Origin of the sequence: Desulfofundulus salinus, from assembly GCF_003627965.1 — a bacterium.
Taxonomy (GTDB): Bacteria; Bacillota; Desulfotomaculia; order Desulfotomaculales; family Desulfovirgulaceae; genus Desulfofundulus; species Desulfofundulus salinus.
This window is the reverse complement of the sequence record NZ_RBWE01000001.1, coordinates 1,054,901-1,076,570: the sequence shown is the minus strand read 5'-3', so window position 1 is coordinate 1,076,570 and position 21,670 is coordinate 1,054,901. Positions and strand designations below refer to the sequence as shown.

Sequence of the window (21,670 nt, the reverse complement as noted above, 5' to 3'; positions counted from 1 at the left end):
GCACCCCCTTTTACCAAAGAGTTACTGGCAGGTAATTGAGTAAAGGATATGCCACCAGCAGTAAAAACACTTCCAGTATTTCATTGATAGCCCCGTAGGTATCTCCGGTGAGACCGCCCAACCGGCCGGTTAAGTATCGGCCAAACTGGTGAACCAGTACAAGGGAAAGAAACAGCAGAACCAGGCCAACCGGTCCCCCGAGAACGGCCGCTCCCAGGGCAAAAAGGGATGCCAGGGCCAGCTCCCGCCCCCGGGTATGGCGGACCTGCAAAAGCCCGAGGCCCTGCGGCCGGGCATAGGGAAAGCGGGCGATGGCGTAAACCATCCCCCAGCGGCTGATGGCAGGGACAATTAAAAGCAAGCGGGGCAAAACCTCCCGGGGCAGGCTAAAAAGCAGTGCAAACTTGAGCAACAATAAACACGCCAGTCCGAGTACGCCAAAGGCTCCCACCCGGCTATCCCGCATAATTTCCAGCATTTTCTCCCTGGACCGCCCGCTGAAAATACCGTCCATGGTATCCATAAACCCGTCCAGGTGCAACCCCCCGCTAAATACAACCATGCCCAGCACCAAAAGGGCGGCGGTGACTGCCGGCGGGAAGATGGAGGAAAGACCGAAATAAAGAGCCATCCAGGCTGCGCCCAGGAAAAGGCCCACAAGGGGGAAAAACACGGGGGCCCGCCCGTAGGCCCGCTCATCGAATTCACCCCGGTAAACGTAAAACCTGGTTAAAAATTGCAGGGCCATGGCCAGGGTTTTCAGCATCCCATCACCCTTCTTTGCCTTTTATAATGCTCGCAACGGTCAATAAATCGCCGGGCAACTTCCGGGCAGGCGGCAAAGTGCAGGTGCAGGTAAGAGGCCAGCAGGTTGCCATGGACGTAGCCATCCAGCAACCCCTCCTTATCCCCTTCCCGGTAGAGCACATAAGCCCGGGGGAAATCCCGGGGCATGCCCTCTATTGAGGAATAGTGAAATTCGTGGCCCACCAGCCTTGTTCCGGCCGGGGCCAGGATATTATCAGCCAGTACCCGGGCTTCACAATATCCCAGGGCTACCCGCCGGGAATGCATGCGACAAATTCCAGGCAACAAACCGGCCATGGGATACTCCCTGCCCTCAAAATCGCAAATGGCCCGGCAAAGATACATCAACCCGCCGCATTCGGCATAGACGGGCATACCCTGGTAAAAGGCCCGGCGCAAACTTTCAAGGAACCCTTTGTTGGCCGCCAGCCTTTTTAAAAACATTTCCGGAAAGCCACCACCAATGTAAATACCATCAAGCTCCGGTGGCAAAGCCGGATCGGCAAGGGCGCTGACAAAAACGATTTCCGCTCCCAAAGCGGCCAGGAGCTCCAGCCCATCCTGGTAGTAAAAGTTAAAGGCGGCGTCCTTTACTACCCCCAGGCGCACCCGGGGGGGCAGGGGTGTGGCGGGGAAAATCTCCCGCGGAGTTTCGGGCAGTGGCGGCGCCTGCCGGGCTACCTCCAGCAAGCGGAAGAGCTCCACCCCTTCCTCCAGGACTGCCACCAGCAGCTCCAAATGGTCGGCCAGGGCATTCTTTTCCACCGCCGGCAACAGACCCAGGTGCCGGTGGGGAAGGGATATTTCCTCCCGGCGGCCAACCCAACCCAGCACGGGAACACCGGCCTGTTTTTCAATGGCCTCCTTAAGCGTAGCGTAGTGCCGGGCGCTGCCCACCCGGTTGAGCAGCACCCCGGCCAAACGCACCCGGGGATCAAAAAGGCGGTAGCCCAGGACCAGGGCGGCCGCACTGCGGGACATGGACCGGGCATCCACCACCAGCAAAACCGGGGCATCGAGGGTCTTAGCCACCTCCGCCGAGCTACCCCGCTCCGTAGTCCCTTTGCCGTCGTAAAGACCCATAACCCCTTCGATTATACAGAGGTCCGCCCCGGAAGCAGCGCGGGCAAACACCTCCCGCACCCCGGCCGCCCCTAAAAAAAAGGTGTCCAGATTGCGGGAAATCCGTCCGGTGGCCGCGGTGTGGTAGCCGGGATCAATATAATCCGGGCCCACCTTGAAAGGCTGGACGGCAAAACCCGCCTGCGTAAAGGCGGCCATCAGGGCCGTGGCCAAAGTGGTTTTACCGGCACCGCTGTGGGTAGCGGCAATTAAAAGGCGCGGTATGTTCAAAGAGTCCTGCCTCCTCATAAAAGTGAGTAAAAAAAGAGTAATTTCACCGCTAAACCGCTAAACACCGCCAGGGCGGCGGTGAGGTAGAGCATGTCCACCGCCTGCCGGATGTGATCTATCTGCGGCGGGTGGCCGGATTCGTTTAAGTAGGCCCGAAAGGAAACCTCCCCGCCATAATAGTTCAGCCCCCCCAGGCATATCCCCAGGGCACCGGCCATGGCCGCCTCGGGAATGCCGCTGTTGGGGCTGGGATGACGCCGGGCATCTTTTCTTATGGCCTGCCAGGCCTCCCCAGCCCTGCGTCCGGAAAGCCAGGCTGCCGCCACCAGCAACAGCCCCGCCCAGCGTGCAGGCAAAAAATTGGCCACATCGTCCAGGCGGGCCGAGGCCCAGCCCAGATCCCGGTACAGGTCGTTACGGTAGCCCACCATGGAATCAAGGGTATTCACCGCCCGGTAGGCCATGGCCAGGGGCGCTCCGCCAATCAGGGCATAAAAGAGGGGGGACACAAAACCATCGACAATGTTTTCGGCCACTGTTTCCACCGTAGCCCGGGCCACTTCCCGGGCATCCATGCGGTCCGTATCCCTGCCAACTATAAAGCCTACCCGCCGGCGGGCCAGGTCCAGTTCGCCCCGGGACAGGGGACGCAGCACATCCCGGGCCGCCCCGGCCAGCCCCCGGACGGCAAAGGTGGTGGAAATCAGCCAGACCTCCAGTCCCAGGGCCAGCCAGGGATGCACAAGGGCAGCCAGGCTGACCAAAAGGTACGTGGCCAGGTAACTGCTCCCCACCACCACGGCCGCCAGGACCACCCCGGCAACCCGCAGGGAAAGGGGACTTTTAGCTACCCGGCGGAAAATTTTTTCTAATCCGGCAATGATTTTACCGATAATCACTACCGGGTGGGGAAACCAGTGGGGATCTCCCACCAGCAGGTCCACAAGGTAAGCAGCCACTACTCCGAGCATGTCCCGTTACCTGGCACAAATCCAAACGCCCAGGCCTGTCGCCCCTTTCCGTGCATTCTCGTCTGAGTTATCCCCACTTTCCAACTACCCTGTTTTGGCTCCCGCTCGCTCCGGTGAGCCTCGCGGGCCAAACTCATTCTTGTAGAGAATTTCATACCGCCCCGGCCATGGGGCCCCTGGTCTTGGGTCCCGGCAAACCGAGGAGCTGGTAAATTATGCCCATATCCAGGCTTCCCCGCACTACCGCAGCCAGCCGGTCATAATCCCGTTGTCGCTGCTCCAGGTGGCTGGTACCTCCCTGCTCCAGGGGAGCCAGCCCCTTTTTCAATCTCAAAGCGTTAAGCAACTGCCGGCGAAATCCATCGTCGTCAAACAGGCCGTGGATATAGGTTCCAAAGACCAGTCCCCGTTCATCCTGTGCCCCATCCGGGCAATCCACCGCTTCCCCGGAACGCCGGTGGATGTGAAAGGCCGGTACGGCCCCGGGCCCCAGTTGGGTGCGTCCCATGTGAATCTCGTAACCCACTACCCTTTGTCCCCGGGCCAGCGATAAAAGGGGGCCTCTGCCGGTAACTGTGGCCTCCACCTGGGTGGTCACCTTTTCCGGCTCAAAGGCGGTGCTGATATCCAGCAACCCCAGCCCTTCTATTCTGGGAATGCTGGACTCGGTGTGATAGGGATCGGCCAGCTCTTTGCCCAGCATCTGGAAGCCACCGCAAATACCGATTACCGGTACTCCTTCCCGGGCCAACCGGCATATTTCGCCGGCCAGGCCTGATCGCTTTAAAGAAACCAGATCCTCAATGGTATTTTTGCTTCCGGGAAGGATGATCAGATCTGGCCGTCCCAAAGGAGTTCCTTTCCCAATATAACGCAAATTTACATCGGGCTCGTCCTCCAGGGGATCAAAATCAGTAAAATTGGAAATATGGGGCAGGTGAATGACGGCAATTTCCACTTCCCGCCTGGAAGGTGTCCGACTTCTGCGCAGGCTTTCCTCAGAAACCGTATCCTCTTCCTGCACCCGGAAGCCTTCAAAGTAGGGAACTACCCCCACCACCGGTATGCCTGTTTTTGCTTCCAGGAAGTCCACCGCCGGCTGGAAAAGTTTTAAATCCCCGCGAAACTTATTGATAATGATCCCCGCCACCCGCCGCCGATCCTCTTCCGGAAGCAATTCCAGCGTGCCAACCACCGCGGCCAGGGCGCCACCCTTGTCTATATCGGCGGTAAGAAGCACCGGGGCCTCCGCCAGCCGGGCCACCCGCATGTTCACAATTTCCGTAGCCTGGAGGTTGACCTCTGCCGGGCTTCCGGCACCCTCTATGGCCACAATCTCATAACGGCGGCGCAGCCGATCAAGGGCCTGGCATATAATTTCCCATGCCTTTTGGGCATAGCCGTTATGATATTCCCGGGCGGAATGGTTTCCTACCGGCCGGCCCAGGACAATCACCTGGGAGGAGGCCTGTCCCGTGGGCTTGAGCAAAATGGGGTTCATGTCCACATGCGGCTCTACCCCGGCAGCCTCGGCCTGCACCACCTGAGCCCGGCCCATTTCACCCCCATCCCGGGTTACAAAAGAGTTCAGGGCCATGTTCTGGGACTTAAACGGAGCCACACGGTAGCCATCCTGGTAAAAGATGCGACAAAGGGCGGCCACCAGGACACTTTTGCCCACGTGTGAAGCGGTTCCCTGCACCATAATGGTCCTGGCCAGCATGAAAGACCCTCCTTTTTGAGTATCCGTACTAAATAAAACAAGGATGCTTCAAAGCCCCTCGGTCGTAAAGAAACCCCGGCGCGCGGCGCGGTTTTTAACCGCCAGGGACTTTACTTCTACCGGCAGACCGGCCACCACCAGGTAAACCTCCTCCGCCTCTTGAGCCAGGAGCTGGTTTACCCGCCCCGCCACATCGCGAAACGAACGGCCAAGGGCATTGTCCGGTACCAGGCCCAATCCTACCTCATTGGCTACCATAATTACCCGGGCCGGCGAAGCGGCCGCAGTCCTGCCCAATTGCCGGGCCTGTTCCAGGATGAAACTTTCTTTATCTTCCGCCGTACCGCCGGAGGCGGGCAGACTTTCGTCCAGCAAGAGATTGGTCACCCACATGGTCAAACAGTCAATTAAAAGGACGTCTGCCTTTCTTTCGTATTCCCTGATAACCCTTTCCAGCTGGTGCGTTTCTTCTACAGCAAGCCAGCCGGCAGGGCGGCGCCGGCGGTGATTAACGATCCGGCGGACCATTTCGTCGTCGCCGGCGGCTGCCGTAGCGACATAAACAACCCTTGAACCGGAAGAAGCGGCCAGTTCTTCGGCAAAATTGCTCTTGCCACTCCTGGCTCCGCCAAGAACAAGCACCAGAGCCATAACAACACCCCTTAAAACAAAAACCCCAGCCTTCGAAAGACCGGGGAAACTTGTGCCAGGCCAGTCCCTAGCCCCGAACATACGCCAAGCCCCTTTTCTCACGAAGGGGTCAAAGGCACCCGCAGGCAGGTATCCTGGCTCCCGGATCATCACCTGCCCTACGCCTTCCCTGGCGGTGGCATTGCAGGGCTGCTTCCCGGTTACAGTGGCGGAGACCGCTCAGGAGTTTCACCTGATTCCCTATTCTCCCCGTTGGGGCACCTGCGGGCCAGGAAAATTATTTTGTTGGCTAATTCGCTATTTTAAAAGAAAATCCTCTTCACAGTTAAAATTTTTCTACGTATTCTTTTACGCGCTGGATCAATTCTTCGATCAGATGGGGCAGGGGTTCGGCACGCAATCCCACCAGTTCCACAGATCCCCGCACCAGGGGCAACAAAATTTTTTTTGCCGGGCTCGCGGCGAGGGCCGCGGCCATGGCCGGTGTTAACTCCCCCATCATGGCGTGGGGGAAAAGAATGCTTACCGGACCCACGATCAGGTCTACCCGGGGCGCATTGTAGATTACCGCATTTTCGCCGGTGGCTCCCTCGTTAGCACCGGCCCGGAGCATCACCGAAGTAGCCAGGGCATTGGTTCCCAGGGCCAAAATATCCACATCCTCGGGCAATTCCCGGCGCAACCTTTCCATGATATGCTTGCCAATACCGCCACCCTGCCCGTCCACTACAGCAATACGCATAATATTCGCTCCTAAACCTTTAGTTTTAAACACAACTTAAACGGGGCTTGTCCCCGCTTACACCGGTGCTTCACGTAAGATGTACACCCCGGCCCGCTGCGGACCGGATCCCGCCGGCGCTGCGAAGGCGGTATGAAACCGGTTTAACCGCCGCGAGAATCCGGTTGCCTCGCTTCAACAGAATCCCGGGACAGGTAATCCTTAAGTCTCGATTCCAGCTCTAGGATTTGTAAATTTTTTTGTAAAAGGGACCGGGCGTAACGGTAATTAGCCCGGTGCAGCCGCTTATTCTCCTTTTCCAGCTGGGCCAGAAAGGAGGATTTTTCCTTCTCCATCCGTTCAATTAAATTCATCAACACCCGGCGGCTTAAACGGAGCTGTTCCACCTTTTCCTCCAGTTCCTGGATCCGCCGTTGCATTTCAAGCACATCCATCGATCCACCACCCCAGGCAGCAGGTCTGGTTTTAGTATATGCTGCTCCTGGTGGCAATAGACGAAGGGCTACCGGAAGGAAAATGCCCTGCCAATGCGTTCCACGGCCTCGGCCAGCAACTCCTCTTCCTGGACCAGGGCCATGCGCACATAGCCCTCCCCCATGGCTCCAAAGGCCAGCCCGGGAATGACCAGCACCCCTGCCCGCTCCAGCAAGTCCAGGGCAAACTGCCGCGAGGAAGTATATCCCGCCGGCAGGGGAGCCCAGACAAACATGGAGGCGTTGGGTTTGGGCATATGCCAGCCATAACGGGCCAGTCCGTCCACCAGCACATCCCGCCGGCGCTGGTAAGTGCGAGCCGTCTCTTCCACGCAATCCTGGGGTCCTTCCAGGGCCGCAATGCCCGCCTCCTGAACCGCCCGGAATACACCGTAGTCAATGTTGGACTTGATGCGGGCCAGGGCGGCCAGCACATCCCGGTTGCCCACGGCAAAGCCTATCCGGCAGCCGGCCATATTGTAGGTCTTGGACAGGGAATAGAACTCAATACCCACCTCTTTGGCACCGGGAACTTCCAGAAAACTCATGGGTTTAAAGCCGTCGTAAGCCAGCTCGGCATAGGCCACGTCATGGCAAACCAGGATATCATAATGGCGAGCAAAATCGACCACCTGTTCAAAAAATTCGCGGTTGGCCGAAACGGCCACCGGGTTGTTGGGGTAGTTGAGCCACATTAACCTGGCCTTGCGGGCCACCTCCCCGGGGATGACCGACAAATCGGGCAGAAAATTGTTTTCGGCCAGAAGGGGCATGGGGTAAATTTCCCCGCCGGCTAAGAGAATACTGCAGGCATAAATGGGGTAACCCGGATCGGGGACCAGGGCCACATCCCCCGGGTTAATATAAGCCAGGGCGATGTGGGCCAGACCGTCCTGGGAACCCATTAATACCAGCACTTCATGATCCGGATCCAGTTCCACCCCAAAGCGCCGCCGGTACCAGCGGGCCAACGCCTGGTGGAGGGCCGGCAGACCTTCCAGGGGATAACGGTAGTTAACTGGATTATCAATTGCCCGGTGCAGGGCGGCAATGATGTGGGGGGCCGGGGGACGATCCGGGCTGCCCACACCCAGATTAATCACCTTCACTCCCCGGGCCTCTACCTGTTTCTTATAATGTTCCATCTCGTTAAAAATGGCCGATTCCAAACCTTTAATGCGCTGAGCTACTTCCATGTCCCCACCTCGTTTTTGACAACAAGTTTAAGCTCCCGGGCCTTGCCGGGCCAGTTCCTGTAATATAGATATTACTTCATCCGGTGCCGTGGCCGCCCCCAGGCGGTTATACTCACGATGGTCCGAACCGTGGTAGTCAGAGCCCCCGGTGGCCACCAGGCGGTAACGCCGGCAGAGTCTCTTGTAATGCCACACCATCTCTTCTGAATGGGCCGGGTAAAACACTTCGAGACCCTGTAACCCTTCAGCAACCAGCCGGGGGATGAGGTGATCGCAACGGACCAAGCCCGGATGGGCCAGCACCGCTATTCCGCCCGCCCGGCGAAGCAGGTGCACCGCCTCCCGGGGGGTATACTTGTACCTGGGCACATAGGCCACCCGGTCCTTGCCGATGTACTTCTCAAAAGCTTCCCCCACCGTGGCCACGGCCCCCACCTGAACCAGTGCCCGGGCTACATGGGGGCGCCCCACCGCCCCTTCCCCCGCCAGCTCCAGCACCTGTTCCACCTCCACCGGTATTCCCAGGCAACGGAGCCGTTCCACCATCTTCACCACCCGTTCCACCCGTGCCTGGCGAAAAAGGGCAAGCCGGGCCAGCAGTTCAGAATGATCAATCTGAAAAAGATAGCCCAGGATATGTATTTCGTGGCCATCTTCCTCCGTACTCAGCTCCACTCCAGGCAAAACCGGAAAAGAAAGCCTTGTGCCCGCGTCCAGGGCGGGAAGAAGGCCATCAACGTTATCGTGATCGGTGATGGCCAGGGCAGAAAGACCTGCCCTGCGGGCCTTTTCCACAACCTTTCCGGGAGCGTCGGTACCATCGGAAGCGGTGGTATGTACGTGCAGGTCACAGGGCAATTATTTCACCTCATTCGATGCTGCTGGCGGTTGTTCCTGCTTGGGCAAAACCTGATGCAATACCCTCAAGAAGTTACCCCCCAGGATGGCAGAAATCTCTTCGGCCCGGTATCCCCGTTGCCACAGGGCCCGGGTTAAGGAGGGCAGATGGGAGACGTCTTCCAGTCCCGGGGTAACATTTTTAATACCGTCAAAGTCGGAACCTATCCCCACACAGCCCACCCCGCCCAGGGCAACCATGTGATCCACATGATCCAGCAGTTTGTCCAGCGAGGGCTCCGAGGGATGGACGAATTCGGGACAAAAGCACAGCCCTATTACTCCACCGCGGGCGGCCAGGGCACGGATCTGGTCGTCGCTCAAGTTGCGGCGGTGATTGCAAACATGCCTGGTGTTGGCGTGGGAGGCAATCACGGGCCGGGTGGATACTTCCAGCACATCCCAGAAACCGGCCTCGGATAAATGGGAGACATCCACCAGCATCCCCAGCCGGTTCATTTCCCGCACCACCTCCCGGCCGAAACGGGTTAAACCACCCCGGGTTTCCTCTTCGGCCACCCCGTCGGCCAGTTCGTTGCGCCCGTTCCACGTCAGGGTGAGGCTTCTCACCCCCAGGCGGTAAAACATGCGCAGCACCTCGAGACGACCCCCCAGGGCCTCCCCACCCTCTATGGCCAGCAGGGCACCGATTTTACCTGAAGCCCGGGCCGCCGCAATATCGTCAAAACAGGTAACCAGCATTAATTCTTCCCGGTTGGCCTCAAGTTCACTATAAAACCTGTCGAGAAGTGCCATGGCCCTGACAACGGCCCGCTCCCGGTGGACCGGGGCAATAAAGGCGGCAAAAAACAGCACATCTACGCCTCCCCGGCGCAAACGGCCTAAATCCACATGCCCGCCCTTTCCCTCCTCCGATAAATGACGGTTTTGAATCTCCATAGCCGTGAGCACATCACAATGGGCATCTACCACCAGGCTGTGGTGGTGCAGGGATGACCAGTCCACCCGTCCATTCACTCCCATAAGCGAACTAAAAAACCTGTTTATTCGTCGACGGAATAAACAGGCCGCCTGCAAAAAATTTACTATTTCAATTTTTATCTGGGCTCTACTATTAATTTGATGGCTGTTCTTTCTTCCCCGTCAATGATAATATCGGTGAAGGCAGGTATGCAGATCAGGTCCATTCCATGGGGCGCTACGAATCCTCGGGCAATGGCTACCGCTTTTACGGCCTGGTTAAGGGCACCGGCACCGATGGCCTGTATTTCCGCACAGCCACGCTCACGGAGAACCCCGGCCAGGGCTCCAGCGACAGAATTTGGGTTGGACTTTGCTGAAACTTTTAATACTTCCATGCGCCAAAGACCTCCTTCTTCTGTGGAAATATTTTTCCGGCACCTGCTGCAGTTCATAAATTATATATTCGCTAAGGTCAAAAAAATTCCTTTTTTATGACGCACCCTTTCGGAATCTTTTTTCTAACTTCTGATTATTCGTAATTTTGTATCCTCCTGATTTCCCGCGCTTCACCGGTTTCATCATCAATGTCAATGACCACCGCATTGAACTGGTAGGGCCCGGAGGCTACCTCAAAGCGGCGGGGCAACTGGGTGAGAAACTTGCTCAGCACCAGCTCCTTTTTAACGCCAATCACCGAATCCCGGGGACCGGTCATGCCCACATCGGTAATGTAAGCCGTGCCACCGGGTAAAATGCGTTCATCGGCCGTCTGGACGTGGGTATGGGTACCGCAAACTGCCGATACCCGTCCGGCCAGATACCAGCCCATAGCCATTTTTTCCGAGGTAGCTTCGGCATGAAAATCCACCAGGATCACCCTGGTTACCCCCCCCAGCTGGGCGAGCAACTGGTCTGCCTTACGGAAGGGACAATCAAGTTCGGACATAAAAACGCGTCCGGCCAGGTTTAAAACGGCTATCTTTCCATTACGCCCGGTCTCATATACGTAAAAACCCGCCCCCGGTACCCCGGGAGGATAATTGGCCGGGCGCAAGATCCTTTTTTCCTGTTCGATAAGGTCGAAGATTTCCTTGTGATCCCAAACGTGATTGCCCATGGTGATGACATCAATGCCGCTGGCCAGAAGTTCCCTGGCCACTTCCCGGGTAATGCCGTTACCTCCGGCGGCATTTTCACCGTTGGCCACAATAAAATCGATGTCCAGTTCCCGCTGCAGCCCGGGCAGGTTTTCTTTTAAAGCCCGCCTGCCGGGGCGGCCTACAATATCGCCGATGAAAAGCAAACGCACTGGAGGTTTCCCCCTGGTCACTTGTTAAAAACCAGTACGCGACCGTCCTCACGAAAGGCAAAAAGATGCTTGTCTTCGGCTGCAGCGCGCATGCTGTCAAGCATGTGTTCAATAATTTCTTCCTGGATCAGCAGATCCTCTTCAAAGAGGGAATCATTGGCTTCGGCAACCAGGTTATCGTTCAGAAGCTGGCGCAAAAGCTGTACGATAAGGGCTATTTCTTCCTGAACCAGGGTTTCCACATCACGCTGAACCTCAATCATGGTCAGGTGGTCGCAGATTTGATGGTCGATGAGGCTAACCCGGGTCTGTTTGCCTTCCAGCATGCTGAAAACCTCTATACTATCAAGCAGCTTTTCTTTTACTGCTGCTATCTCCCGGCGATTAAGGACCCGGGAAGCAATGAAGGTAAACTTCAAAACCTGCCTGCCGGGATCAAAATTAATGGTGGCCACCTCGGGGTAACGCACCAGGATGGAAATTAACAATCCCACACTATCTGTAACGTCTTCCCTGCCCGTAACCAAAAAATTCACCTTCCTTTTATCCCTCATACCAGCAATACGTTTAAATTCGGTTTTATCGGGCGAGTTCCTGCCTCTTTCCGGAGGTAGTTCAAAAAAAAATTTATTCCATGGAAGGGAAATGACCCCTGTACGGGGTCATTTCGCGTAATCCACCACCCGGGTTTCCCGTATAATGGTCACCTTAATCTGACCCGGATAGTCCAGTTCTTTTTCGATTTTCTTGGCAATTTCCCGACCCAGGCGGACGGCTCCCAGGTCATCAACCTTATCTGGCTTAACCATAATCCTGATCTCCCGCCCTGCCTGGATGGCATAGCATTTTTCCACACCCTCAAAGGAGCCGGCGATCTCTTCCAGCTTCTGTAGCCTCTTGATATAGGCCTCTAAGGTTTCCCGCCGGGCTCCCGGTCGGGCCGCCGATATGGCATCGGCCGCCTGTACCAGCACCGCAGTAATGGTCTGGGCTTCCTGATCCCCATGGTGGGCGGCAATGGCGTTGATTACCTCGGGATGCTCGCGGTACTTTTTGGCCAGCTCCACGCCAATGGATACGTGGGGACCCTCTACCTCGTGGTCCACCGCCTTGCCGATGTCGTGCAACAAACCGGCCCGTTTGGCTATTTGTGCGTCCACGCCCAGTTCAGCGGCCATCAGTCCGGCCAGGTGAGCCACTTCAATGGAGTGTTTGAGGACGTTTTGCCCGTAGCTGGTACGGAATTTTAAACGTCCTAAAAGGGTGATTAGCTCGGGATGCAAACCGTGCACCCCGGTTTCGAAGGTGGCCTGTTCCCCGGCCTCGCGAATTTGGGCTTCCACTTCCTTGCGGGCCTTCTCAACCATTTCTTCAATCCGGGCGGGGTGAATGCGCCCGTCAACGATGAGCTTTTCCAGGGCAATACGGGCAATTTCCCGCCGGATGGGATCAAACCCCGATAGAATTACTGCTTCCGGAGTGTCGTCGATAATTAAATCGATCCCGGTTAGAGTTTCAAAAGCGCGAATGTTGCGCCCTTCCCGGCCAATGATGCGCCCCTTCATCTCATCGCTGGGCAGGGGAATAACCGCCACCGTAGTTTCGGTGACGTGATCTGCGGCACACCGCTGAATGGCCAGGGAAATAATCTCCCGGGCGCGCCTTTCCGCCTCCTCCCGGGCCTTGTTTTCCACATCCTTGATCATCAGGGCCGCTTCGTGTTGCACTTCCTTTTCAATGCCGGCAAGTAGCTGCTGACGTGCTTCCTCTGAAGTTAGCCCCGAGATCCGTTCAAGTTCGCTAACCTGTTGTTGATAAATCTCGCTTAAACGCGCTTTTAGACTTTCAATCTCTGCCTCCTTGCGGTTAAGGGCTTCTTCCTTGCGTTCAATGGACTCAATTTTACGGTCGAGGGTTTCCTCCTTTTGCAGCAGTCGCCGTTCCAGGCGCTGTAGCTCGGACCGGCGCTCCTTGTTCTCCCTCTCCATCTCATTCCGTAACCGCAAGACCTCTTCTTTAGCCTCAAGGATAGCTTCCCGTTTTTTCGCCTCTGCAGCCTTTTCTGCCTCTTCTATTATCTTCCTGGCTTCAGTTTCGGCCGAAGCAATCTTGGCCTCTACCAGGTATTTGCGAACCAGATACCCAATGGCAAAAGCAACCACTGCGGCGATCACTGTTACGACTACGGTAATGGCTTGCAAATTATCTCACCTCCTTAACGCATGCTCCCTGCAGGTATCCCCAGCTTTTTAGCCCGCCGGGCCTGCCGGGATGTTACAGGTATACAAAAAAAAGACCGAGTCAAACTCGGTAGAAAAAGAATCGGTACTACTTTTTGTTTTCGGACACGGGCAGAAAAACCCCTTAAACCCCTTTTTCAGAGGTCAATCTTGAGGTTATGTTCCTTCCTTTTGGGAAGGTTGTATCTATTTCAAACCCGTACCAGTAGTAACCAATTCTATTTTCTCCCAACGATAATTCTATATATTTTATTAGAGAATGTCAAGGTTCATCCCTCACTGGCAACGGGTAACACAACTGGTAGTTGTTAACATCCCAGCAGTTCAAAATTACTCCTCTGTGGTCTGATCGCCTGCTGAAGCCATCTTAATGCCGCCCATCTGCAGTTGCTGGCGGATTTTTTGCTCAATTTCCCGGGCTACCTCCGGGTGATCCCGCAAGTATTCCTTCACATTCTCCCGGCCCTGTCCCAGCCGTTCCTCTCCGTAAGAATACCAGGTGCCGCTTTTGGTGACGATCTTCATCTCTGTGGCCAGATCCAAAAGCGTCCCTTCCCTGGAAATCCCCGTACCGTACATGATATCAAAATCTGCTTGTTTGAAGGGCGGAGCCAGCTTGTTTTTGACTACCTTCACCCGGGTCCGGCAGCCAATGATGTCCGAACCCTGCTTTAATGCTTCCAGCTTGCGCACCTCCAGGCGTACGGAAGCGTAAAACTTTAGCGCCCTGCCGCCGGGTGTGGTCTCCGGGTTGCCAAACATTATGCCCACCTTTTCCCGCAACTGGTTAATAAAAATGGCCGTAGTGCGGGATTTACTGATGGCACCGGTTAGTTTGCGCAAGGCCTGGGACATCAGGCGGGCCTGCAGGCCGACCTGGAGCTCGCCCATTTCCCCTTCAATTTCCGCCTTTGGCACCAGGGCCGCCACCGAGTCGATGACCACCACGTCTATAGCACCGCTCCGTACCAGCGCTTCACAGATCTCCAGGGCCTGCTCGCCGGTGTCGGGCTGGGACACCAGCAGATTTTCAATATCCACCCCCAGGTTTTTGGCGTAAACCGGATCCAGGGCATGTTCCGCATCAATAAAAGCGGCAATGCCGCCGGCTTTTTGGGCTTCGGCGATAATATGCAGGGCCACGGTGGTCTTGCCCGAAGACTCCGGACCGAAGATTTCCACCACCCGGCCCCGGGGCACCCCGCCCACCCCCAGGGCAATATCCAGGGACAGGGCACCGGTGGGAATCACCTCCACGTTGAGCCTGGCAGTCTCGCCCAGTCTCATGATGGCCCCTTTACCGAAATTCTGTTCAATTTTACTCAGGGTCGCTTCCAGAACCTTTAATCTCTCATTGGACATTCCCAACACCACCTTAAAAAAGAAGTCACCGGACTCGGCCAAAAAGGCCTGGCCACAACTAACGCGATGGATTATGATTATAATCGTACGGAAAGGAGAGGACAGGTAAAAGATGAACAAAAGACATTTCCTGCTGGGGGTCAAGGACGCCCTGCCTGTTGTGCTGGGCTACCTCCCCCTGGCCATGGCCTTCGGGGTGCTGGCCCGCTCCAGCCACCTTTCCATTGGCCAGGTGCTGGCCATGTCTTTCATGATCTATTCCGGCTCGGCCCAGTTTATTGCCGTGGGCATGCTGGGAGCCGGGGCGGCCCCGGCCAGCATTATTGCCGCCATTATGCTGGTCAATTCCCGCTTAATACTTTTAAGTGCCTCCCTGGCACCCCATCTTTCCCGTATGACCGCTCCCGTACTCTCTTTCCTGGCCCACGGCATCACCGATGAAACCTACGCCGTGGCTATGGGCCGGATGGGCGAAAAGCCCGCTAACCAGTGGTACCTCACCGGGTTGTTCGTCACTGCCCACATGGCCTGGTTAGGAGGCAGTGCGGCGGGAGGAATACTGGGCAGGCTGCTGGGGGATACCGCCCGCTGGGGGCTTAATTTTGCCCTCACGGCCATGTTTATTAGCCTGTTAATCCTGCAGTTGAGAAACAGCGTCACCATCATGGTAGCCTGCCTGGCCGGGCTGGTTTCGGTCGTGGTGGCCTCCATGATCGGCGGCGGATGGAATATCATTGTGGCCACTATCCTGGCCGCTACGGTGGGAGTGTTGATGGAAAAATGGAAAAAACCATCTGGACGATCATCCTCGGTATCGCCGCGTTAAATTACCTGTTCCGGATGACCCCGCTTTTACTTTTAAGCCGGATCCAGATCCCTCCGCTCTGGGCCAGGTGGCTGGGTTACGTACCGGCAGCCGTACTGGCGGCCCTGATTGCCCCGGAAATTTTTCTGGCCGGGGGGAAGCCGGCACTAACGCTCGAGAACAAGAACCTCCTGGCCGCCATTCCCACCTTTCTGGTGGCCGTCAAAACCAGGAGCTTACTTTTCACCCTGCTGGTAGGCGTAGCCTCCATGATCCTTTTAAATGCCCTGGACTAGAACCGGGTGAGTAAATAAAGGCGGATCATGTTCAGGGCGGCGTTGGCCGCCCCCTGTCTCACCGCCTGACGGTGGCCGGGAAAGTGAAATTCCCGGCACCTGGTACCATCGGGGGCAGCCAGGGCAATATAAGTCAGCCCTACCGGTTTGGCCGGGGTGCCCCCGCCCGGCCCGGCAATACCCGTAATGGACAGCCCCAAATGTGCTCCGGCAAGGGATCTCACTCCTTCGGCCATGGCCACGGCAGTTTGCTGGCTTACGGCACCATGGGCTTGAAGAGTCTCGGCCGGGACACCCAGGACTTTTTCCTTAACCCGGTTATCGTAAGCCACGATACTGCCCAAAAAATACTCGGAACTGCCGGGTACGGAGGTTAAGCGGGCGGCGGTCAATCCACCGGTACAGGATTCCGCCAGGGCGCAGGTCAAGCCATTTTGAGCCAGCAACCGTCCCACCACCTCCTCCAGGACGTCGTCATCCATCCCAAACAGGTAACCGGCCAGGCGTTCCCGCACCTTCTCCAGCAACCCGGTTATCATTTGTTCGGCGACAGCACCGTCGGCAGCCCGGGCACTAATGCGCACATGCACTTCGCCGGGCTTGGCCACGTAGGCTATTCCGGGGTTGTCCTGTCCCCCCAGGTCGCCGATGAGCTCCTGGACCTCCGATTCAGAGATACCGGTCACCTTGAGCAATCTGGTGCGGGTAACCATCCCCGGGTTGCCCAGGGAGGCCAGGTAGGGAACCACCGAGGTCTCAAACATGGCTTTTAGTTCCCGCGGCGGTCCGGGAAGGAGGATGACCACCTTGCCCTGGTGTTCCAGCATGGCCCCCGGGGCGGTACCTGCGGGATTGGGTAACACTTTGGCCCCTGCGGGGAAGTAGGCCTGCCTGGCCATACTCTCGGACACGGGCGTCCCCCGCCGGGCCATGAACTCCCGGAGCCACTGCATCGTTGGCTCATCGAGTACCATGGGTAACCCCAGCACCCGGGCTACCGTATCCTTGGTCAGGTCATCAGTGGTGGGACCCAGACCGCCGGTAACAATGATCAGATCCGCCCTTTCCAGGGCGGCCTTTAGAACCTGGGCCAGACGGTCCCAGTTATCGCCCACAGTGGTGTGCAGGATAACCTCAATCCCATGGGCCGCCATTTGCCGGCCCAGATACTGGGCATGGGTATTCAGCACCTCTCCTAAAAGCAGTTCGGTACCGGTGAAAATTAGCTCGGCCTGCATATGCTCACTTCCCTGCCCTTTCCTATCCCTGCTTGCCTCTCCTTCATTTATCTTTTCGCCAGGCCCCCTCGAAACCCTGCCGCCGCCGGAAAAATGTAGTACGGGGAGGTCAGAAGGCGACCTCCCCTCCATCAAATTTACCCCTTTGTCTCCCCTGTTATGCAGCCGGCGGGTCGATCAATCTACGGAACTCCTCGCCGGTAACCTTTTCCTGCTCTAAAAGCAACTGGGCCACCCGTTCCAGGACACTCCGCTTTTCACTCAGGTAGGAACGTACCCGTTCCTCCTGTTCCCGCAGAATTTCCGTAAGCACCCGGTAACGTAAACCGCCGGGAAGACTTTCCACATCCACCACACCCAGACGGGACATGCCGTTTCTGATAATCTGCTCTGCCACGCGGGTGGCCTCCCGGAAATCGTTGCCCGCGCCAGTGCTACGATTGCCCAGGATCAATTCCTCGGCCACTGCTCCGGCCAGCATGACGGCAATCTGATTCTCCAGGTAGTCCCTGGTGTACAAATAGGTGTCGTCTTCGGGGATCTGGCGCATGTAACCCAGGGCCTGCCCCCGGGGAGTAATGGTCAGGGTGGATACGGAACCACTTCTCACCAGCTCACTTAAGAGGGCATGGCCGGTTTCGTGGATGGCCACCCGCCTCAACTCGGCCGGGGCGGGCCGGCGATCCAGCCGGTCGCCCATCATGACCTTATCCACTGCTTCGTGGAAATGCCGCTGGTGGATGACTTCGCAACCCTCGCGCATGGCCAGAATGGCTGCCTCATTGGCCAGGCTCTCCAAATGGGCACCGCTGAAGCCAAAGGTTTCCTTGGCCAGAGCCTCCAGGGAAACATCACCGGCCAGGGGTTTATTTTTGGTGTGCAGCTTTAAAATTTCCAGTCTTCCCTGCTTGTCCGGCAAATCCACCCTTACCTGGCGGTCAAAGCGACCGGGCCTTAACAGGGCAGGGTCCAGCATATCCACCCGGTTGGTGGCCGCCACCACCAGTACCTGCACCTTGTCATCCACCTTCAGGCCGTCCATCTCCACCAGCAGCTGGTTAAGGGTCTGATCATATTCGTGGTGGCTGGTGGTTTGTCCCCGCCTGGCACCGAGAATATCGATCTCGTCAATAAAGATCAGGGCATGCTTCTTGCCCTGCTTTAACGCACTTTCCCGGGCCGCCTGGAAGAGGCGCCTTACCCGCTGGGCACCTACCCCGGCATACATTTCGATAAATTCCGAACCGCTGCAGGCCACAAAGGCGGCATCGGTATAACTGGCCGCCGCCCGGGCCAGCAGGGTTTTCCCTGTGCCAGGCGGCCCCGTCAACAAAATGCCCTTTAAAGGCCTGATACCCAGCTTTTGGATATGGTGATAGTTTTTAATAAAATCAAGGGCCTCGCGCAATTCCTGAATGGCTGCCGCCTGACCGCCGATATCGGCAAAGGAAATCTCTTGCCGGGAAATCACCTGTTCACCCGCAAAGTTGCGGGCCAGCAGGCCGCGGGACCGGGCCACATAATATAAACCCGCCCCGGCCGCGCCCACAAAGATCAGGGGAGTTACATCATGGCCGTTGATGAGCAGGAAAAGGATACCGGCCAAAACCAGACCCAGGCCAATTTCCTTCAACATGAAATACCTTCCCTTCAATCAGCTGATTAACCGGCAAGTTTTTTGGTCAGAGCATTTTCATTATATCATACTAAAGGGGATGACCGGTCCAGGTAATCTATGCCACAATTGGAGTGGGCGTGATAACGCCATGCCTACCGGGGTACGCCAGCGGTTTCGGGGTTTAAAACGGCCCTGCGGGGGATCACTTCATAGAGGTGGCGGTCCCGGTGTTTCATGTGCACGTAGATATTTTCTTCATCAAGGGAAATAATGGCTTCAACCCCTACTGACGCTGCCCGGTCTTCAATATAACGCACCATCTCCCGGTAATTGCCCCGTATCTGGGCCTCATAAAGGGCAAACTGGCTGTAATAAAAAGCTTTTTTTAGCTCCTGGTCCCGGTTATCCTCTAATTCCAGGGCAAAGGGTTGGCGACCAAGAACCCCCTGAATTGATTTTTTCAACCTCCGGTAGGTTTCCCCCAGATCAACCGTATCCTTTAACTGCACGGCAATTTTAAAAACGCGATCCTGCTTTTCAATGGAAAAAGCTTGAACCGCCCCATCAGCCTCCAAAACCCGGATCAGGGGTTCCTGATAGTTATAACGGTTATAGAGCCACTGAACTGCAAAGAAAAAAGAAAGGCCAACCAGCAGTGCTGCCAATATAACTGGAATACGCCATCCGTACCACTGCATATACCTGATCCCTTCAATGATTTTCAGTTTAAATATAACACGAAGAAGAAGGCCTGTATGTCAGGAAAAATCCGGCTAAAAACCGCCCTTTTTCAGTACCGCCCAGCCCCGATTAAGGTAGTCCAGCCCCGACCAGATGGTAAAAGCAATGGCTATCCACATGGCCAGATTCCCGGGGGTTAAACGGGCAACGCTAAAGGGAGAGTCCTGTAAAAGGAGGGCTACAATAGCTACAATTTGGGTGATGGTTTTGAGCTTACCCAGGATACTGGCCCCCAAAACGGTACCCTCAGCGGCAATTAAAGAGCGCAGTCCTGTAACGGCAAATTCCCGCCCAATAATGATCATGGCCACCCAACCGGGTAAACGGTGCAGTTCAACCAGGGAAATCAAGGCACTGGAAACTAAAAGCTTGTCTGCCAGGGGATCCATTAGCTTGCCCAACCGGGTAACCAGCTGGCGCTTTCTGGCAAGGTAGCCGTCCAAACCATCGGTGCTGGCGGCTAAAATAAAAACGGCAGCAGCGACGTAATCCCCGTAGGGCACCTGAAGGGATACCACCGTTAAAAAAATAGGAACCAAAAATATCCTGGCCAGGGTTAAACGGTTGGGCAAATTCATGCGAGCTCCCCCATCAAGTCGTACTCACTGGCCCGGGTAATCTTTACCACCACAAAATCACCCGGGCTAAGAGTCATACGACCGGCGGTAAAGTACACCCGACCATCTATTTCGGGAGCATCGGCCTCGGTACGGCCAAAATAACGGCTGCCCTTTTTCCCTTCCACCAGAACGCTCACGAGGCTACCCACAAGAGAACGGTTATATTCCAGGGATATTTGCTGTTGCAAAGCCATGGCCCTGTGGTAGCGCTCTTCTTTAACCTCTTCCGGCACTTGATCGGTCATGGCAGCAGCCGGTGTACCTTCCTCGGCACAGAATTTAAATACTCCCGCCCTTTCAAAATGCATCTCGCGCATAAAGTCAAGCAACTGTTGAAAGTCTTCTTCCCTTTCTCCGGGAAAACCAACCAAGAAAGTAGTGCGCAGGGTTAATCCGGGAATAGCCCGGCGCAGTTTACAGACAAGCTCTCGTAACCTGGAGGCACTCCGGCCCCGCCCCATGCGGGCCAGCACTGCCGGACTGGCGTGCTGCAGGGGCAAATCGATATAGCGGCAGACTTTATCGCAAGATGAAAAAACATCGATCAACTCATCGGTAATCCCGTCGGGATGGCCGTAAAGCACGCGGATCCAGCGTATGCCGGATATCCCGTTCAGGGAACGCAACAGCGGGGCCAGCTTCCGCTCACCGTAAAGATCAAGACCATAGCGGGTAGTATCCTGGGCTACCAGGATAACCTCTTTACCCCCCCCAGCGGCCAGGGCTTCCACCTCTTGCCGGATGGATTCCATGGTGCGGCTGCGATAAGGACCCCGGATGGAGGGAATGGCACAGTAAGTACAGCAGTTGCTGCAGCCTTCGGCAATTTTTACATAGGCCGTATACCCCCCCGTGGTTCTAATCCGGGGCAGGTCGGCATTATAATCAAAACCGGGCTCCCCTACGGCTAAAACCCGCTCGCCGGCCAGAGCCCGCCGGACCACGTCCACCACCCGGTTGACCATTCCAGTACCTAAAACACCGTCGATTTCGGGCATTTCATCCAGCAATTCCCCGGGGTAACGCTGGGCCAGGCAGCCGGTCACCAGGAGCACCCGGCAGCGCCCGCTTTTTTTGTACTGCGCCAGGTCCAGGATCTGGTCGATGGATTCTTCCTTGGCGGGGGTAATAAACCCGCAGGTATTTACGATCAGGACATCCGCCTCTTCGGGACGGGGCGTAATGATAAATCCGGCCGCATTCAGCTGCCCCAACATTAGTTCCGTATCCACCAGGTTTTTCGCACAACCCAGACTGACCATACCAACGCGGTACGACATTTTCTCTATCTCACCAACCCAGGTTCAGTATAACTCAAAAAAAACGGCCCTGTCAAAAAAAGGCGCGGCCCGCGAGGGCCGCCCGGGCAAAAACCGGGTTTATTCGCCCAGCAAGTTTGCCATTCCTTCATGGATATGGGAGTTGATCTGAGCAATAGTTTTTTGTAAGGAAGGGAAATCCTTAAGAATGTAACCCTCACTCCACCGGGTGATCAGGTACTGTACAAAGGCAAGATAGCCTTTCACCGAAGCCACCCGGAAAAGATCACGGTACACGTTGTTGTTTAGCTGCCCCAAACAGTGCTGGCCGGGACGGTGGGTAATGGCGAAGTTGCCCAGTTCCCGCCCTTCCCGGTACCAGGAAAGAACGCCATCATACAGGCCGACCTCTTGACCGCAGGAGTCACAGATAAAGGAACCCATC

Annotated in this window: 23 protein-coding genes and 1 riboswitch; of the genes, 2 read left to right on the top strand and 21 right to left on the bottom strand. The window is 56.3% G+C overall.

The window, feature by feature from the left end; translation table 11 throughout:
• Positions 1-10: 10 nt before the first annotated feature.
• The 15 genes from cobS to recA all read right to left on the bottom strand — a co-directional run bounded on the left by cobS (position 11) and on the right by recA (position 14,648).
• Positions 11-766 carry an adenosylcobinamide-GDP ribazoletransferase gene (gene cobS, locus D7024_RS05585; RefSeq protein ID WP_121450905.1) on the bottom strand — a complete coding sequence of 252 codons (756 nt, stop codon included), beginning with the start codon at positions 764-766 and terminating at the stop codon, positions 11-13.
• The gene (locus D7024_RS05580; RefSeq protein ID WP_121450904.1) at positions 760-2,160 is read right to left on the bottom strand and encodes a cobyrinic acid a,c-diamide synthase CobB; all 1,401 of its coding nucleotides are present in this window, start codon (positions 2,158-2,160) and stop codon (positions 760-762) included. The genes cobS and D7024_RS05580 overlap by 7 nt, the downstream gene beginning before the upstream one ends.
• A 14-nt stretch (positions 2,161-2,174) precedes the next feature.
• The gene (gene cbiB / locus D7024_RS05575; protein WP_121450903.1) at positions 2,175-3,131 is read right to left on the bottom strand and encodes an adenosylcobinamide-phosphate synthase CbiB; all 957 of its coding nucleotides are present in this window, start codon (positions 3,129-3,131) and stop codon (positions 2,175-2,177) included.
• Between the two features lie 151 nt (positions 3,132-3,282).
• The gene (locus tag D7024_RS05570; protein ID WP_121450902.1) at positions 3,283-4,854 is read right to left on the bottom strand and encodes a cobyric acid synthase; all 1,572 of its coding nucleotides are present in this window, start codon (positions 4,852-4,854) and stop codon (positions 3,283-3,285) included.
• Positions 4,855-4,902: 48 nt separating this feature from the next.
• Positions 4,903-5,505 carry a bifunctional adenosylcobinamide kinase/adenosylcobinamide-phosphate guanylyltransferase gene (cobU, locus tag D7024_RS05565; protein ID WP_121450901.1) on the bottom strand — a complete coding sequence of 201 codons (603 nt, stop codon included), beginning with the start codon at positions 5,503-5,505 and terminating at the stop codon, positions 4,903-4,905.
• Between the two features lie 107 nt (positions 5,506-5,612).
• Positions 5,613-5,785: riboswitch (cobalamin riboswitch) on the bottom strand.
• A 45-nt stretch (positions 5,786-5,830) separates the two neighbouring features.
• The gene (locus tag D7024_RS05560) at positions 5,831-6,247 is read right to left on the bottom strand and encodes a DUF3842 family protein (protein WP_121450900.1); all 417 of its coding nucleotides are present in this window, start codon (positions 6,245-6,247) and stop codon (positions 5,831-5,833) included.
• A 143-nt stretch (positions 6,248-6,390) separates the two neighbouring features.
• Entirely contained in the window at positions 6,391-6,681 is a 291-nt protein-coding gene (locus D7024_RS05555; protein WP_121450899.1) for a translation initiation factor 2, read from the bottom strand.
• 68 nt (positions 6,682-6,749) lie between these two features.
• Positions 6,750-7,916 (bottom strand): LL-diaminopimelate aminotransferase, encoded by a 1,167-nt coding sequence (locus D7024_RS05550; RefSeq protein WP_121450898.1) that lies wholly within the window; start codon positions 7,914-7,916, stop codon positions 6,750-6,752.
• Between the two features lie 27 nt (positions 7,917-7,943).
• Complete coding sequence (locus tag D7024_RS05545; RefSeq protein WP_121450897.1) at positions 7,944-8,774, bottom strand: PHP domain-containing protein; 831 nt, start codon at positions 8,772-8,774, stop codon at positions 7,944-7,946.
• Positions 8,775-9,779, bottom strand: a complete 1,005-nt coding sequence (locus D7024_RS05540; RefSeq protein WP_121450896.1) for a dipeptidase — start codon at positions 9,777-9,779, stop codon at positions 8,775-8,777.
• Between the two features lie 92 nt (positions 9,780-9,871).
• A complete protein-coding gene (locus tag D7024_RS05535) occupies positions 9,872-10,132 on the bottom strand; it encodes a stage V sporulation protein S (protein WP_013823423.1) in 261 nt (86 codons plus the stop codon).
• Between the two features lie 134 nt (positions 10,133-10,266).
• Entirely contained in the window at positions 10,267-11,046 is a 780-nt protein-coding gene (locus D7024_RS05530; RefSeq protein WP_121450895.1) for a TIGR00282 family metallophosphoesterase, read from the bottom strand.
• A 17-nt stretch (positions 11,047-11,063) separates the two neighbouring features.
• Positions 11,064-11,582 (bottom strand): hypothetical protein, encoded by a 519-nt coding sequence (locus tag D7024_RS05525; RefSeq protein WP_121450894.1) that lies wholly within the window; start codon positions 11,580-11,582, stop codon positions 11,064-11,066.
• Between the two features lie 126 nt (positions 11,583-11,708).
• Positions 11,709-13,247, bottom strand: coding sequence for a ribonuclease Y (gene rny / locus D7024_RS05520; protein ID WP_121450893.1), 1,539 nt, complete (start codon positions 13,245-13,247; stop codon positions 11,709-11,711).
• A 369-nt stretch (positions 13,248-13,616) separates the two neighbouring features.
• Positions 13,617-14,648, bottom strand: coding sequence for a recombinase RecA (gene recA, locus D7024_RS05515; RefSeq protein WP_121450892.1), 1,032 nt, complete (start codon positions 14,646-14,648; stop codon positions 13,617-13,619).
• A 112-nt stretch (positions 14,649-14,760) separates the two neighbouring features.
• On the opposite strand from recA, the gene D7024_RS05510 reads away from it, so the two are divergent.
• Positions 14,761-15,474 (top strand): AzlC family ABC transporter permease, encoded by a 714-nt coding sequence (locus D7024_RS05510; protein WP_121450891.1) that lies wholly within the window; start codon positions 14,761-14,763, stop codon positions 15,472-15,474.
• Complete coding sequence (locus tag D7024_RS05505) at positions 15,429-15,749, top strand: AzlD domain-containing protein (protein ID WP_121450890.1); 321 nt, start codon at positions 15,429-15,431, stop codon at positions 15,747-15,749. Before D7024_RS05510 ends, D7024_RS05505 begins: the two co-directional genes overlap by 46 nt.
• On the opposite strand, the gene D7024_RS05500 is transcribed toward D7024_RS05505, so the two are convergent.
• From D7024_RS05500 to D7024_RS05475, 6 genes are all read right to left on the bottom strand, one after another.
• On the bottom strand, positions 15,746-16,987 hold the full coding sequence (locus D7024_RS05500; protein WP_121450889.1) for a competence/damage-inducible protein A: 1,242 nt from the start codon (positions 16,985-16,987) through the stop codon (positions 15,746-15,748). The genes D7024_RS05505 and D7024_RS05500 overlap by 4 nt on opposite strands.
• 157 nt (positions 16,988-17,144) lie before the next feature.
• On the bottom strand, positions 17,145-18,623 hold the full coding sequence (locus D7024_RS05495; protein WP_121450888.1) for an AAA family ATPase: 1,479 nt from the start codon (positions 18,621-18,623) through the stop codon (positions 17,145-17,147).
• Positions 18,624-18,757: 134 nt separating this feature from the next.
• The gene (locus tag D7024_RS05490; protein WP_121450887.1) at positions 18,758-19,303 is read right to left on the bottom strand and encodes a hypothetical protein; all 546 of its coding nucleotides are present in this window, start codon (positions 19,301-19,303) and stop codon (positions 18,758-18,760) included.
• Between the two features lie 75 nt (positions 19,304-19,378).
• On the bottom strand, positions 19,379-19,924 hold the full coding sequence (pgsA, locus tag D7024_RS05485) for a CDP-diacylglycerol--glycerol-3-phosphate 3-phosphatidyltransferase (protein WP_121450886.1): 546 nt from the start codon (positions 19,922-19,924) through the stop codon (positions 19,379-19,381).
• Positions 19,921-21,246 (bottom strand): 30S ribosomal protein S12 methylthiotransferase RimO, encoded by a 1,326-nt coding sequence (gene rimO / locus D7024_RS05480; protein WP_121450885.1) that lies wholly within the window; start codon positions 21,244-21,246, stop codon positions 19,921-19,923. The genes pgsA and rimO overlap by 4 nt, the downstream gene beginning before the upstream one ends.
• Before the next feature lie 99 nt (positions 21,247-21,345).
• Entirely contained in the window at positions 21,346-21,669 is a 324-nt protein-coding gene (locus D7024_RS05475; RefSeq protein WP_121450884.1) for a hypothetical protein, read from the bottom strand.
• Between the last annotated feature and the right edge of the window lies 1 nt (position 21,670).